This is a genomic window from Streptomyces sp. NPDC053542 (assembly GCF_044544685.1).
GTDB lineage: Bacteria > Actinomycetota > Actinomycetes > Streptomycetales > Streptomycetaceae > Streptomyces.
In genome coordinates, this window is record NZ_JBITXL010000005.1 from 497887 (window position 1) to 512456 (window position 14570).

Below are 14570 nucleotides of genomic sequence, written 5' to 3' on the forward strand. Positions count from 1 at the left end.
ATGGGGCAACCGGCCGCGTGGCGCCGCGGCCCTCGGGGGCGCGGCAGCCGGCCCCGGCGCGCGGGCGTGCCCGGCTTTCCGGCATGCGGCAGCCCCCCTCTGGCGCGCGCCAGCCCGGCGCGCGTCCGGCTCGCGCACGGCCGAGGGGCGCCCCGCCGGTGCACGGCGGAGCGCCCCTCGGTGCTGCGTACCGGTCAGTCCTCGCTCGGCGCGCTCGGCAGCTGGGTCTGGATCAGCTCCATGACCGAGGAGTCGGTCAGGGTCGAGACGTCACCCAGGTCACGGTTCTCCGCGACGTCGCGCAGCAGCCGGCGCATGATCTTGCCGGAGCGGGTCTTGGGCAGCTCCGCGACCGGCAGGATGCGCTTGGGCTTGGCGATCGGGCCCAGGCTCTGGGCGACGTGCGCCCGCAGTTCGTTCACCAGCGCCTCGTCCTGCTCGACGCCGCCGCGCAGGATCACGAAGGCGCAGATGGACTGGGTGGTCTGCGGGTCGGTGGCACCCACGACGGCCGCCTCGGCCACCTTCGGGTGCGAGACCAGCGCGGACTCGACCTCGGTGGTGGAGATGTTGTGGCCGGAGACCAGCATGACGTCGTCCACCCGGCCGAGCAGCCAGATGTCGCCGTCCTCGTCCTTCTTCGCGCCGTCGCCCGCGAAGTACTTGCCCTCGAAGCGGGACCAGTACGTGTCGAGGTAGCGCTGGTCGTCGCCCCAGATGGTGCGCAGCATGGAGGGCCACGGCTCGGTCAGGACCAGGTAGCCGCCGGCGCCGTCCGGCACCTCGTTCGCGTCGTCGTCGACGACGGTCGCCGCGATGCCGGGCAGCGGGACCTGCGCGGAGCCGGGCTTGGCCGTCGTGACGCCCGGCAGCGGGCTGAGCATGATGGCGCCGGTCTCGGTCTGCCACCAGGTGTCCACGACCGGCGTCCGGTCGCCGCCGATGTGCTTGCGGTACCAGATCCATGCCTCAGGGTTGATCGGCTCGCCGACCGAGCCCAGCACGCGCAGGCTCGACAGGTCGAACTTGGCGGGGATGTCGTCGCCCCACTTCATGCTGGCGCGGATCGCGGTGGGCGCCGTGTAGAGGATCGTGACGCCGTACTTCTGGACGATCTCCCACCAGCGGCCCTGGTGCGGGGTGTCGGGCGTGCCCTCGTAGAGCACCTCGGTCGCGCCGTTCGAAAGCGGGCCGTAGGTGATGTACGAGTGGCCGGTCACCCAGCCGACGTCGGCGGTGCACCAGTAGACGTCGGTCTCCGGCTTGAGGTCGAAGACCGCGTGGTGGGTGTAGGAGACCTGGGTGAGGTAGCCGCCCGTGGTGTGCAGGATGCCCTTGGGCTTACCCGTCGTGCCCGAGGTGTACAGGATGAACAGCGGGTGCTCGGCGTCGAACGCCTGCGGCGTGTGCTGGTCGCTCTGCTGGTCGACGAGCTCGTGCCACCAGACGTCGCGGCCCTCCATCCAGGCGGTGTCCTGGCCGGTGCGGCGGACCACGAGGACGTTGCGGACGTTCTCCGTGCCGGGCTTGGTCAGCGCCTCGTCGACGGCGGGCTTGAGCGCGGAGGGCTTGCCGCGGCGGTAACCGCCGTCGGCGGTGATCACGACGCGGGCGTCCGCGTCGTTGATACGGGTGGCCAGCGCGTCGGCCGAGAAGCCGCCGAAGACCACCGAATGGGGCGCGCCCAGCCGGGCGCAGGCCAGCATGGCGATGACCGTCTCCGGGATCATCGGCAGGTAGATCGCGACGCGGTCGCCGGCCTCGACGCCCAGCGAGGTCAGTGCGTTGGCCGCCTTGGAGACCTCGCGCTGCAGCTCGGCGTAGGTGATGGCCCGGGTGTCGCCGGGCTCGCCCTCGAAGTGGATGGCCACGCGGTCGCCGTTGCCGGCCTCGACGTGCCGGTCGACGCAGTTGTACGCGACGTTGAGCTTCCCGTCGGCGAACCACTTCGCGAACGGCGCGTTCGTCCAGTCCAGCGTCTGGGTGGGCTCGGTTTCCCAGGTCAGGCGCTTCGCCTGCGCGGCCCAGAAGCCCAGCCGGTCCGCCCCGGCCTGCTCGTACGCCACCGCCTTCACATTGGCGTCGGCGGCCAGATCGGCGGGCGGCGCGAACCGCCGCTCCTCCTTCATCAGGTTGGCCAGGCTTTCGTTGCTCACGGCATCTCCCAGTCTCAGGGCGTCCGGTTGTCCCGGCCTTAGCTCATCAGCCGATGGGTCGCTCTGACAAGGGCTGTTGATAAAAATTGGTGTAGACCTTTACATGATCATCAACCGTTCGGGTGACTTCGGCACGGGAGTTGACCAAGGAGGGTGTCGCCGCAGGTCACAGGCGTCCCCCGCGGGCCGCCCCCGTGCCGCACTACGCCGTGACCGGTGCGACCGGCGTGGCTTCGGGCCGTACGGCCGAGAAACGGTCCGAGCCGTGCTCCAGCACGTACGCCTGCGCCTCGCCGACGTGGAAGTACATGCCGTGCAGCGACAGCGAACCCTCGGCCACCCGGCGGGCCACACACTGATGCGTCATCAGGTGATCGAGCTGCTGCATGACGTTGACGAGCGCCAGGCGCTCCAGGTCGTCGGCGACCGGCCGGTCGGCCAGGCTGACGTCCGCGCCTTCGGGCCGGGCCATCCGGGCCAGGCTCGGGCGGCCGTGGCGCAGCCAGCGCGCGAGCGGGGTCTGCGCGCCGGGCTCGTGGCGGTCCGAGCCGAGGAGTGCCTGCATCGCGCCGCAGCCCGAATGGCCGCACACGGTGATCGAGCCGACCTTCAGCACGTCGACGGCGTACTCGATGGCGGCGCCCACGGAGTCGCAGGCCGCCTCCGTGCCCGGCGGCGGCATCAGATTGCCGATGTTGCGCACCGTGAAGAGGTCTCCGGGGCCGCTCGACGTGATCATGCTCGTGACGAGGCGGGAGTCGGCGCAGGTCAGAAAGAGGTTGGTGGGCGCCTGGCCCTCCCGGGCGAGGCGCGCCAGCTCTTCGCGCACCAGTGGTGCCGTATGCCGCTGGAACGCGCTGACCCCGCCGAGCAGCTGGCCGCCGCCCAGGAGCTGCCCTTCGGCCGTACCGGTGGGCCGCGCGGTCCTGGTGCAGTGGTGGTTGCGCCACGGGGTCCACGGGCGGCAGGCGTGCGTGCCGGACGGCTCCCCGATCGGCCTGCCGCCGCGCCCGCCGAGGGTGACCTCGCCGCCGCGCGCCCGGTGCGCGCTCGTCCAGGACTGCAGCGCTTCATAGGCGGCGTGATCCATGAACGAGCCGTACAGCTCGATCACCGCAGGGGCCGTCGCGGGCACCTGGGCGAGCGCCCGGGCCAGCCGCGGCACGGCCAGGAACGTCAACTGGCCGCTGACGCGCACCTGGTGCCGACCGCCGTCCTCGATGACGGAGACGCGGGTATGGGTGAGCCGGCGCAGCGCCAGGAAGACGGCGACGGCGATGCCCAGTCCGACCCCCTGCAGCACTCCGAAGACCACCACACCGCCCAGCGTGATGGCGTAGACCGGGAATTCGCGGTGCCGCTGGACGTGCCGGATGTGCGCGAAGCTCACCATCCGTACGCCGACGAGCATCACCAGGGCGGCGAGCGCGGCCAGGGGGATCAGCTCCAGCGCGCCGGCGAACAGCCCGGCGCAGAGCAGCACCCACACGCCGTGCAGCACCGTCGAAGTGCGCCCGGCCGCCCCGGCCTTCACGTTCGCCGACCCGCGCATCGCGCCGCCGGCGATCGGCAGACCGCCCAGCAGTCCGGAGACGACGTTCGACGCCCCCTGGCCGGTCAGTTCGCGGTCCAGGTGGGTGCCGGCGGGGCCGGGGCCGGGCTGCTCGGTGGCCAGCTTGTCGACCGCGACGGCCGACAGCAACGACTCCATGCTTGCCACGAGCGTGACCGTCAGGACGGCGGCGGTGAGCCCCAGCAGGGGCGCGTCCGGGAGCGTGGGCAGCGTCGGCGCGCTCCACGAGGGCAGCTCGACGCGGGGCACCGAGAAGCCCGTACTCAGGGCGGTGGCCGCGGCGACAGCGGGCAGCGGCGCGGGAATCCTGCGCAGCGCGTGCCCCGCCCGCCCGGGCAGGCGCGGCCAGCCGGCCAGTACGGCGACGGTGACCGCGGCGATCAGCAACGAAGCGCCGTGCAGGCCCGCCAACTGGCCGGGCAGCTCAGCGATGTTGGTGAGCGAGGAACTGTGCGCGCCGCCGCCGAGCACCACGTGCAGCTGGCCGAGCGCGATGGTCACGCCGATGCCGGCGAGCATGCCGTGGACGATCGCCGGGCTGATGGCGAGGGCCGCGCGGGCCACTCGGAGCGCGCCCAGGGCGAGCTGGGCCAGTCCGGCCAGCACCGTGATGGCGCAGGTCGCCGGCCAGCCGTACCGCTGCACGAGGTCGGCGGTGACGATGAGGAGGCCCGTGGCGGCACCGCTGACCTGGAGCGGGGCGCCGCCGAGCAGACCGGCGACGAGACCACCCACGGCCGCGGCGATGAGCCCTGCCTGCGGCGGCGCACCAGTGGCCAGCGCGATGCCGAGCGAGAGGGGGATGGCGATCAGGAAGATGACGAAGGAGGCGCCAAGGTCACGGCGCCAGGCCCCCGTGGAGAGGCGATGGAAGGGCCCGGACGGTTTTCCGGCGGGCCGGTGTCGGTGGGGGGCCTGCTGTGCGTCACGGGGGTCCTGGGACCCCGGTGCGGCCGGCTCGGGTGCGTGAGGCTGCGGCATTCCCGTCTCCTCCGGGGCGACGCGGCCGCGCTGCGGGGCGCGGTCGTGGGCGGCGGTGTACTGCGGGGGCTGAGCCGGCCGGGATGCGTCGCGATGCGTGACGGTCCGGTGACTCTCAGGCGTCGGTAAAGGAATCGTAATGTCGCACCCGGCTGCGAAGAAGCCAGAACGGGCAAATGAGCAGGTGATTCCGCCCAACAGGTGAACGCAGGGGTGATCGCTCCGCGGACGTTTGCCGCGGGGCCGGGCGCGGTATCGGACCGCGGGCCCGGCCCCTGTGGCGAGCCGGCCGGCAGACACCTGGAGCGGGCCGCCGCACGGCCGTCAGGCGGGCTGCGGTGCGGTCGTGGCCATCCCCTCGGAGAGTACGAACCCGGGGTCCACCTGGGACGTCAGATCGGCTCCGGTCTTGCCGTTGCCCCAGCTCTCGGCGTTCTTCAGGTGGAAGTGCACCATCTGCTGGGTGTAGCGCTCCCAGTCGCGCTCTTCGTACGCGGCGTCGGCGGTGGCGTGCAGCGTGCGCAGCGCTTCGTGGTTGGCGTCCTCGAGCTCCACGAAGGGCGCGGGCCTGCCCTTCTCCATGGCGCGCACCCAGTCGGAGTGGCCGACCGTCACCAGCAGGTCATCACCCACCTGCTCGCGCAGGAAGGCGAGGTCGTCCGGCCCCTGCACCTTGTTGCCGACCACTTTGAGCCGCACACCGAAGTCCCGCGCGTACTCCTTGTACTGGCGGTACACGGCGACGCCCTTACGGGTCGGCTCGGCCACCAGGAAGGTCAGGTCGAAGCGGGTGAACATCCCGGAGGCGAACGAGTCCGAGCCGGCCGTCATGTCGACGACCACGTACTCCTGGCGGCCGTCCACCAGGTGGTTCAGGCACAGCTCCACCGCCCCCACCTTGGAGTGGTAGCAGGCCACGCCGAGGTCGGACTCGGTGAACGGCCCGGTGGCCAGCAGCCGGACCGTGCGGTCGTCGAGGCGCACCTCCCGTGCGCATGCCTCGTACACCGGGTTGTCCTCGACGACCCGCAGCAGCCGCGACCCCGCACCCGGGGGCGTCGTCTTGATCATCGTGTCGGCGGACGCGATGCGCGGGTTGTCGCCGCGCAAGTAGTCCTTGATGAGCGGGAGATGGGCGCCCATCGCGGGGAGCGCGGCGGCCCGGTCCTCATCGAGGCCGAGCGCTGCCCCCAGATGCTGGTTGATGTCGGCGTCCACCGCGATCACGGGCGTGGCGGTGGCGGCGAGGTGACGGATGAACAGCGAGGACAGCGTGGTCTTGCCACTGCCGCCCTTGCCCACGAAAGCGATCTTCATGTTCACGAAGCGTAATTGTGAAATTGCCGAACGTGAGGGGTTTACGTGAAGAAGACCACTCCAACGAGGGGCGGGCCCTTGTGGTGCGTAGGGTCGTCCCCATGAGTACGACAGCCGACCCGCTCGCGACCCTCGCCTCGCTCCCCGGAGTCGCCGACAGCGTGGACTCCGTACGCAAGAGCATCGACCGGGTCTACGGGCACCGGATCATGCGGCGCCGCAGCAACGAGGTCACCGCGGAGGCGGCCCTGCGCAGCGCGCGCGGCTCGGCAGCGCTGTCCGGCGCCGACTGGGCGCTGGAGGAGGTGCGCAGGCGCACGGACTTCAGTGGCGACGGCGAGGCGCGCACCGTGGGCGCGGCCCTGCGGCTGTCGGCCGAGGCGGGTCAGCTCCTCAGTGTGTGGCGGCAGTCGCCGCTCCGGGTGCTGGCCCGGCTGCACCTGGTTGCGGCGGGCGGCGATGTGCCCGATGAGAGCGTGGGGCGGCCCCGGCTGGCGGGCGAGCCGGTGGACGAGCCGCTGATCGAGCTGCCGCTCCCGGACGCCGAGGAGGTGGCCGGCCGGCTGGACGGGCTGGCCCGTCTGCTGCTCTCCGGCACCAAGGCGCCGGCGCTGGTCACGGCCGCGGTGGTGCACGGCGAACTGCTCGCGCTGCGGCCCTTCGGGTCCTGCAACGGCCTGGTGGCGCGCACGGCGGAACGTATCGTCCTGGTCGGCAGCGGCCTCGACCCGAAGTCGATCTCCCCGTCGGAGGTCGGCCACGCGGAGCTGGGCCGGGCGGCGTACGTCGCGGCCCTGGAGAACTACGTGTCCGGCACCCCGGAGGGTATGGCGGCCTGGATCGCCCACTGCGGGCGCGCGGTCGAGCTGGGCGCACGCGAGAGCACGGCGGTCTGCGAGGCGCTCCAGCGGGGCGCTGCGTAATACGGGCCTTCGGGCGGCCCAGGGGCCCTCAGGGGCCCGGGCAAGGGTTGCGGCGGTACCTGGTCCTGCTCGGTACCGCCGCGTTGCACTCTCGCCGGGTTACCAATGCGTGCACGATGGTTGCCGACAGGTCGGAGTCTTTGTCCTTACCTGTGCGGCTGGCCCGTAATCGACGGGTCGGCGTCGCGTGGGTGCCCGACGTTCGTGCTCGGTCCGTGGGGCCTAACTGCGTTGAAAGGTGCTCCTCTCGGAGAATCCTTGGTCTCGCGGGCCGTTAATTCCTTTGTACTCCTGCCGTCCGGTAAGCGGAACCCCTCGCCGCACATCTTTACTTTTGCCTTCAAACGGGGGTGATTCGGGCGCCTGCAGGGGCCTGGCTCCGGTTGAGGGGTGCGCGTGGGGGACTCGTCTCAGGCGGAGAGGGCGCGCGCCGGCGTGCCGCGCCGCCGGCTGGCGTACCAGACCAGACCCGCGGTCGCGGCGGCCGCGCCCACCGCGACGGCGACCAGCGCCGGCCGTGGCGGCATGGCGAGCGAGGGGATCCGCTGCTTCAGGCGCACCGGCCGGTTGAAGGTCAGCGTCGGCCAGCCGCGGGCCGCGGCCTCCCGGCGCAGCGCCCGGTCGGGGTTGACCGCGTGCGGATGGCCGACGGTCTCCAGCATCGGGACATCGGTCGCCGAGTCGCTGTACGCGTAGCAGCGCGCGAGGTCGTACCCCTCGGAAGCGGCGAGCTCCCGGATCGCCTCGGCCTTGGTGGGGCCGTAGGCGTAGTACTCGATCTCTCCCGTGAAGCGCCCGTCCTCGCCGACGACCATGCGCGTGGCCACCACCCGGTCGGCGCCGAGCAGCTCACCGATCGGCTCGACCACCTCGGCTCCCGAGGTGGAGACGATGACGACGTCGCGGCCCGCGGTGTGATGCTCCTCGATGAGGGACGCCGCCTCGTCGTAGATGAGCGGGTCGATCAGGTCGTGGAGGGTCTCGGCGACGATCTCCCGTACCTGCGCCACGTCCCACCCGCGGACGAGCGCGGAGAGGTACTCCCGCATCCGCTCCATCTGGTCGTGGTCCGCGCCGCCCGCCAGGAAGACGAACTGGGTGTACGCGGTGCGCAGTGCGGCCCGTCGATTGATCAGGCCACCTCGGTAGAACGACTTGCTGAAGGTCAGCGTGCTCGACTTAGCAATGACTGTCTTGTCCAGGTCGAAGAACGCGGCCGCCCGAGGCGCTGAGTGCGGTGCTGAAGGAAGCGAGCTTCGGTTTTCCACAAGGCGAGCATAGGGGGGCACCATTCGGCGTAAGGTGTGGCGCGTGGGTTTGCCTGAGAAGGCTCTCGGGTACACCATGGAAGTCACGGATCGTTCGCGACCGTGCTAACCCGGCCCGGCTCCTCCCCCCCCGAGTCGGCCGTGGAGACGACCCCCGCTCTCCCCCCCGGCGGGGGTCGTCGCATGTCCGGACCCGTTTTCGGACCATGGGGCCTGCTTCCTGATCTTCCCTCGGCGCTCGGCCGCCGCGTGCCGCTGCGCCCACGGTTCGTAACTTACCGTAATCGGGAGACTGCTCTCAGGAAGTTTTCCATAGTCGCTGGTATAGGTGACCGGGATATTCACAGCCTCAGTAGTTGTCCACAGTTTTCGACCAAGATCCCCGAGATTTTCCGGATCGCTGCACCGTGAAAGTCCGCGAAGTTCGCGGATGTACGAGTTGTGTAGCGACAGGGGGACGGAACGTGGCCGGAAGCAACGATTTGGATCGTATGGACCGGGGCCCGCAAGAGCCCGGACCGTTGATCGTCACGGAGGACGAAAACCTCCTCGACGATCTCCTCAGACTCTGCGCGGCGGCGGGCACGCTGCCGGCCGTGGCGCACGGAGGCAGCGCCCGGGCCGCGGGCTGGGATTCGGCCCCCTTGGTGATCGTCGGGGAGGACTGCGTCCACCGGCTGCGGGGCGCCGGGCGCCGGGTGGGCGTGGTCCTCATCGGACGGGACGCGCAGGACGCCCGGGTATTGACGCAGGCCGTCGAGATCGGCGCCGAGCGCGTCCTCGGGCTGCCGGACGGCGAGAGCTGGCTGGTCGACCGGATCGCGGACGCGGTGGAGGGTGACCGGCGGCCGGCGCTCACGGTGGGCGTGCTCGGAGGCCGGGGCGGCTCCGGCGCGAGCACCCTCGCCTGCGCCCTGGCGGTGACCGCCGCGCGAGAGGGACACCGGACGATACTGATCGACGCCGACCCGCTGGGCGGCGGCCTCGACGTCCTGCTCGGCGGCGAGCGGGAGAAGGGGCTGCGCTGGCCCGCCTTCGCCGAGTCCCGCGGCCGGGTCGGCGGCGGCGCCCTGGCCGAGTCCCTGCCGCGGCTCCACTCGCTGCGCGTCCTGAGCTGGGACCGCGGGGACTCGGTCACGATCCCGCCGCCGGCCATGCGCGCGGTGATGTCGGCGGCCCGTAGACGTGGCGGTGTCGTCGTGGTCGACCTGCCGCGCCATCTCGACGAAGCCGTGTCCGAAGCGCTGTCCCAGATCGACGTCGGACTGCTGCTGGTCCCCGCCGAACTGCGCGCGACGGTGGCGGCCCGGCGCGTCGCGGCCCCCGCCCGGGCGGTCCTGCGCGACCTGCGCGTGGTGGTGGGCGAGATGCCGGGCCCGGGCCTGCCGGTGGCCGAGCCGGCCCGGCTGCTCTCCCTGCCCCTGGTCGGCACCGTGCCGTGGGACCCCCACCTCGCGGACTCCCTCGCCCGCGGCGCCCCGCCGGGCGCGCACGCGAGGGAGCCACTGGCCCGGTTCTGTACGGAGTTCTGGGGGCGGGTGCTGGCCGGAGCGAACGGCGCCGCCGATACGTCCGCTGCTCCCGGCGCGGGGTTCTCACTCCGTGGCGCCCCGGTGGGCGCTGCGCAGTCCCGCTCGGAGGACGGCGGGGAGGCCGTCTCATGAACGGTTTCGGTGGTGTGCGGAAGGAGGACCGGTGGGACGCCGGTGCCGGGCGGGGGAGGCCGGCCCGGCCGGCGGCCCTCACCGGGACGCGCGATCCCCTCGAAGCGCGCGGCCTCATGGGAATGCGCGGTCTCACCGGGGCACGCGGCCTTCCGGGAGCGAGGGGTGTGTCCGGCGCGGCGAATCCGGCCGGAGTGGCGGATCCGTCCGGGGCCGAGCCCCCGGTGGGCACGCACGGCCTGGGGACGGGGCCACGCGGTGGCGCGGGGGACGGGCTCCTGGAGGCCGTACGCCTGCGAATCGCCCGGGCCGGTGCCGAGCCGACGCCCGCCCGGGTGGCCGTGGCGCTGCGCGAGGAAGGACGGCTGCTCGGCGATGCCGAGGTGCTGGGCGTGGTGGCCGCGCTGCGCTCCGAAATGACCGGCAGCGGCCCCCTGGAGCCGCTGCTCGCCGCACCCGAGGTGACGGACGTGCTGGTCACCGCGCCCGACGAGGTCTGGGTCGACCGCGGCGGCGGACTGCGGCGCACGGATGTGCGCTTCCCCGATGCCGCGGCCGTCCGCAGACTCGCCCAGCGCCTGGCGGCGGTGGCCGGGCGGCGACTGGACGACGCGCACCCCTGGGTGGACGCGCGGCTGCCCGACGGGACCCGCCTGCACGCCGTGCTGCCACCCGTGGCGGTCGGCTCGACCTGTCTCTCGCTGCGGGTGCTGCGCCCGAAGGCGTTCACGCTGGAAGAGCTCGTCGCGGCGGGCACGGTGCCGCCGGGCGGTGACCGGCTTCTGCGGTCGGTCCTGGCCGCCCGGCTGTCCTTCCTGGTCAGCGGCGGCACGGGCAGCGGCAAGACCACGTTGCTGAGCGCCCTGCTGGGCCTGGTGGGGCGGGACGAGCGGATCGTCCTGGCCGAGGACTCCGCGGAGCTGCGGCCCGACCACCCGCACGTCGTACGGCTGGAGACCCGCCCGGCGAACCAGGAGGGCGTCGGCCTGGTCACGCTGCGGGACCTGGTGCGCCAGGCGCTGCGGATGCGTCCGGACCGGCTGGTGGTGGGCGAGGTGCGCGGCCCGGAGGTGACGGACCTGCTGGCCGCGCTCAATACGGGCCACGAAGGTGGCTGCGGCACTGTGCACGCGAATGCCGCCGCCGACGTCCCGGCCCGTCTGGAAGCGCTCGGCTCGACCGCCGGGCTGGACCGCGCGGCCCTGCACAGCCAGTTGGCCGCCGCGCTCTCGGTCGTACTGCACCTCGTACGCGAGCGCACGGGCCACCGGCGCATCGCAGAGATCCACGTGCTCGACCGCGCCCCCTCGGGCCTGGTCACCACGACACCGGCCGCGGTCTGGCATCCGGCCGGCTTCCGACGGGCCGAGGGCTGGGCCCGCCTGGCCGCCCTCTGCGACCGGGGAAGCGCCATGAACGGGGGAGACGACGTGAACGGGGGCATGCCATGAGCGGGGAGGTGGCGGCGGACGCGATGACGCCGGTGTGCGCGGCGTTGCTGTGCGCGGGCGCCGGCCTGTGGACGACCGCCGGCCGGGGCAACTCCTTGCGGCGCGCGCGGCTGCTGCTGGCAGGTGGCGAAGACACCGGCCCTGGACATGCCGTACGGCGGCGGGGTACCGGGCAGTGGCCACGTACCGGGCGGCGCTGGGCGTACGGCGAGCGAGCGGCCGTCAGGTGCCGGACGTGGGCGGCCGCTCGGTCTGCACAGCTGGGGCAAGCCCTGTGGTGTCTGCCTCTTGGGGCCGTTCTGGGTCTCCTGGGCCAGTCGTTGCTGCCGGTGGTTCTCGGGGCGCTGGCCGTGCCGGTCGCGCACCGCCGGCTGACCGGGCGCGCCGCACAACGGGAGCGCGACCGTCGCCGCGACGACGTGATCGAGTTCTGCGCGGCGGTCGCCGCCGAGCTGCGTGCGGGCTGCCAACCGGGGCAGGCCCTGGTGCTGGCCGGCGCGGAAGGCCGGGCGGGGCCGGCCGGATGGGGCAGTGCGGGGGACGCGGTGCTGGCGGCGGCGCGGTTCGGCGGAGACGTGCCGGGTGCGCTGCGCGAGGCGGCGCGGCTGCCGGGCGCGGAGGGGCTGACGGGCGCGGCCGCGTGCTGGCAGGTCGCCGTGCAGGGCGGCGTCGGCCTCGCCGCGGGCATCGAGCGCGTCACGGCGGGGCTCCGGGCGCGGCGGCATCAACAGGCGGATTTACAAGCCCAGTTGGCGGGCGCCCGCACGACGGCCTTGACGCTTGCCCTCCTTCCGGCCTTCGGACTGCTGATGGGCAGCGCGCTGGGAGCGGACCCGCTCCACGTGCTCCTGCACACGCCGGTCGGCTGGGCCTGCCTGGCGGTCGGCGGGCTGCTGGAGTGGGCCGGGGTGCTCTGGACGGGCCGCATCGTCCGCACGGCGGAGGGGCGGGCGGAGCGGTGACCGCTGAAGTTATCCACAGGCTGGGGATTGTTTTCGCGACGACGGCTACCTTGGTCTGTACGGCACTGGTCATCCACCGGATCGCTCTCACGGCCGCCGTACGACGCCGCGCGATCCGCATTTTCTCAGCTCTTGGGACGGCGGCCCGTACTTCGACAGGGCTCGGTGCGGCCCGCCGTGGGCCGGGCGCCGGCTCGGCCGGGCGCGTCCGCCCGGAGCGGGGGAACGACACCGTTCGGGAGTGGGCCGTGGTGGCCGCCGCGGCGGGTGCCGGTCTCGCCCTGGTCGGCGGGGTCTTCGGAGCCGTACTGGGAGCTGTGGGCGCGTACGCCACGCGAGGCCATCGGCGCCGGGCCCGGGCCCGCTCAGCCGCCCGCGCGGAGGAGGTCGCCGTACGGGAGCAACTGGCCACCGCCGCCGATCTGCTGGCCGGCTGTCTCGCGGCGGGGGCGAGCCCCGGCGAAGCGGCGGCCGCGGTGGGCGAGTCACTCCGCGGACCGGTCGGCGAACGGCTGCGCCATACCGCGGCGGAGCTGCGCCTCGGGGGCGAAGCGGCCGCGAGCTGGGGGCGGTTCGCGGAGCTTCCGGGAGCACGGGAGCTGGGGCGCTGCCTGGCGCGCACCGGGATATCCGGTGCGCCGGCCGTCGAGTCGGTCTCGCGGATCGCGGCGGACCTCCGTTCCGAATGGGGCCGCGCGGCAACGGAAGCGGCACGCAAGGCGGGTGTGCTCGTGACCCTGCCGCTGGCGGTGTGCTTCCTGCCGGCCTTCCTGACGATCGGGGTGGCCCCGGTACTCGTCGGGTTGGCCCAGGGCTTGCTGCCCCGCGTCTGACGACCCAACGCGCCAGCGACTAACGGCCAACGAACCAAACAAGCCGCACGAAGCAAACAAGCCGGACGAAGCAAATAAGCCGAACGAACAGCACCAACAAACAGCACAACAAACAGCACCAACGAACTGAGTAACTGCCAGTCCAACAGGGGGATCTCATGACAACCGCAGCACGTAAGCCGTCCCGACAGACTGCCGTACCCGCGTGGGCCGCCGCGGCCGCCAGCGTTGTGCGAGAGGCAAGGGCCGGGACAGCAACGGCCGCCGGGGGCGGTCGGGAACGGGTGACGGTGGCCGGTGGGCCCGCGGCGTGGGCCGCTTGGGCCGCCTCGTGTCTCGACCACAGGAAGGTGACGGGGCGGTCGGCGACGAGGCGCCGGGCGGCACATCTCCGGAGCGGCGAGTGGGGGCGACGCCGGCGTGCCGCGCTGCGGCAGAAGCTGGACCGCGGGATGGCGACGGCCGAGTACGCCATGGGGACGCTGGCGGCCTGTGCGTTCGCCGCGGTGCTCTTCAAGGTCGTGACGAGCGGGGCGGTGAGCTCGGCTTTGAGCTCGGTGATCAGCAAGGCGCTCCATGTCCAGGTCTGACCCGGCCGTCGGGGCCGCCAGGCCGACCATGGTGTCGCCCAAGCCGACAGCCGTGGCGCCGAAGCCGATAGCCGTGGCCCTGAAGCCGACAGCCGCGTCTCTGAAGGCGACGGCCGACCGGGGGATGGTGACGGCCGAGGCAGCCGTGGTGATGCCGACGCTGGTGATGTTCGTGGCGCTGCTCCTGTGGGGGCTGATGGCGGTGTGCGCGCAGATCCAGTGCGTGGACGCGGCCCGTGCGGGAGCCAGGGCCGCGGCGCGTTCGGAACCCGAGGGCGCCACGCTGGCGACGGCCCGGGCGGCCGCCCCGCGCGGGGCGCGGGTGGCGCTGCGGCGGGAGGGTGACCTGGTGCGTGTACGGGTCGAGGCGGCGGCTCCGGCGCTGGGGCCGCTGGCCATGACGCTCAGAGGGGAGGCGGTCGCTCTTGACGAGGAGACGGTGGGGCGGTGAGCCGCGGCGCGGGACGAGCGGTGGGCCGCCGGGACGGCGCGGGGACGAGCTGCGGAGACGGCGGGGAGACAGGGGCTCCGCGACGGTCTGGGTGGCTGTGAGCAGCATGGCGCTGTGCGCGGTGTTCGCCGTGGTGATCGCGCTGGGGCAGGCCGTGATGGCCCGTCACAGGGCGGGGGCGGCAGCGGACCTGGCGGCTCTCGCCGCCTCGGCGCGGAGCGTGTACGGAGAGGAGGAGGCGTGCGGCGCGGCCCGTCGGGTCGCGGCTGCGCAGGGTGTCCGGCTGGTGCGGTGTGCGGTACGGGCGGCCGTCGCGGACGTGTCGGCCGAAGCCCGCGCGGGACCGTTCACCCCGCGCATCCGGTCCCGCGCGGGCCCGGCGGACGCGCCCTTGAACCCGA

11 protein-coding genes and 1 pseudogene are annotated in these 14570 nt (G+C 73.1%); 8 read left to right on the plus strand and 4 right to left on the minus strand.

Translation table 11 applies throughout. The annotated features are described in order from the left end of the window. Positions 1 to 194: 194 nt before the first annotated feature. The 3 genes from acs to ACIGXO_RS17205 all read right to left on the minus strand — a co-directional run bounded on the left by acs (position 195) and on the right by ACIGXO_RS17205 (position 6027). Positions 195 to 2156, minus strand: coding sequence for an acetate--CoA ligase (acs, locus tag ACIGXO_RS17195; RefSeq protein ID WP_399786747.1), 1962 nt, complete (start codon positions 2154 to 2156; stop codon positions 195 to 197). 202 nt (positions 2157 to 2358) lie between these two features. Further along, on the minus strand, positions 2359 to 4710 hold the full coding sequence (locus ACIGXO_RS17200; protein WP_399786750.1) for a SulP family inorganic anion transporter: 2352 nt from the start codon (positions 4708 to 4710) through the stop codon (positions 2359 to 2361). A 324-nt stretch (positions 4711 to 5034) separates the two neighbouring features. Next, positions 5035 to 6027, minus strand: a complete 993-nt coding sequence (locus ACIGXO_RS17205; protein ID WP_399786753.1) for an ATP-binding protein — start codon at positions 6025 to 6027, stop codon at positions 5035 to 5037. Between the two features lie 101 nt (positions 6028 to 6128). Here ACIGXO_RS17205 and ACIGXO_RS17210 point away from each other — a divergent pair, with 101 nt between their 5' ends. Continuing rightward, positions 6129 to 6950 carry an oxidoreductase gene (locus ACIGXO_RS17210; RefSeq protein ID WP_399786756.1) on the plus strand — a complete coding sequence of 274 codons (822 nt, stop codon included), beginning with the start codon at positions 6129 to 6131 and terminating at the stop codon, positions 6948 to 6950. Between the two features lie 410 nt (positions 6951 to 7360). Here ACIGXO_RS17210 and ACIGXO_RS17215 read toward each other — a convergent pair whose 3' ends face one another. Beyond that, positions 7361 to 8242: an HAD-IB family hydrolase gene (locus ACIGXO_RS17215; protein ID WP_399786759.1), complete on the minus strand. Its 882-nt coding sequence runs from the start codon at positions 8240 to 8242 to the stop codon at positions 7361 to 7363. A gap of 467 nt (positions 8243 to 8709) precedes the next feature. On the opposite strand from ACIGXO_RS17215, the gene ssd reads away from it, so the two are divergent. The 7 genes and pseudogenes from ssd to ACIGXO_RS17250 form a co-directional block, all read left to right on the plus strand. Further along, positions 8710 to 9882, plus strand: a complete 1173-nt coding sequence (gene ssd, locus ACIGXO_RS17220; RefSeq protein ID WP_399786762.1) for a septum site-determining protein Ssd — start codon at positions 8710 to 8712, stop codon at positions 9880 to 9882. A gap of 167 nt (positions 9883 to 10049) precedes the next feature. Continuing rightward, positions 10050 to 11333 carry a TadA family conjugal transfer-associated ATPase gene (locus tag ACIGXO_RS17225; RefSeq protein WP_399786766.1) on the plus strand — a complete coding sequence of 428 codons (1284 nt, stop codon included), beginning with the start codon at positions 10050 to 10052 and terminating at the stop codon, positions 11331 to 11333. A 329-nt stretch (positions 11334 to 11662) separates the two neighbouring features. Further along, positions 11663 to 12295: a type II secretion system F family protein gene (locus tag ACIGXO_RS17230; RefSeq protein ID WP_399786769.1), complete on the plus strand. Its 633-nt coding sequence runs from the start codon at positions 11663 to 11665 to the stop codon at positions 12293 to 12295. 248 nt (positions 12296 to 12543) lie between these two features. After that, entirely contained in the window at positions 12544 to 13128 is a 585-nt protein-coding gene (locus tag ACIGXO_RS17235; RefSeq protein ID WP_399786772.1) for a type II secretion system F family protein, read from the plus strand. Between the two features lie 158 nt (positions 13129 to 13286). Next, positions 13287 to 13718: a DUF4244 domain-containing protein gene (locus tag ACIGXO_RS17240; protein ID WP_399786775.1), complete on the plus strand. Its 432-nt coding sequence runs from the start codon at positions 13287 to 13289 to the stop codon at positions 13716 to 13718. A gap of 124 nt (positions 13719 to 13842) precedes the next feature. Further along, positions 13843 to 14169, plus strand: coding sequence for a TadE family type IV pilus minor pilin (locus ACIGXO_RS17245; protein WP_399787126.1), 327 nt, complete (start codon positions 13843 to 13845; stop codon positions 14167 to 14169). A 106-nt stretch (positions 14170 to 14275) separates the two neighbouring features. Next, positions 14276 to 14488, plus strand: a pseudogene (locus ACIGXO_RS17250) (Rv3654c family TadE-like protein); the annotation flags it as partial. Positions 14489 to 14570: the final 82 nt, after the last annotated feature.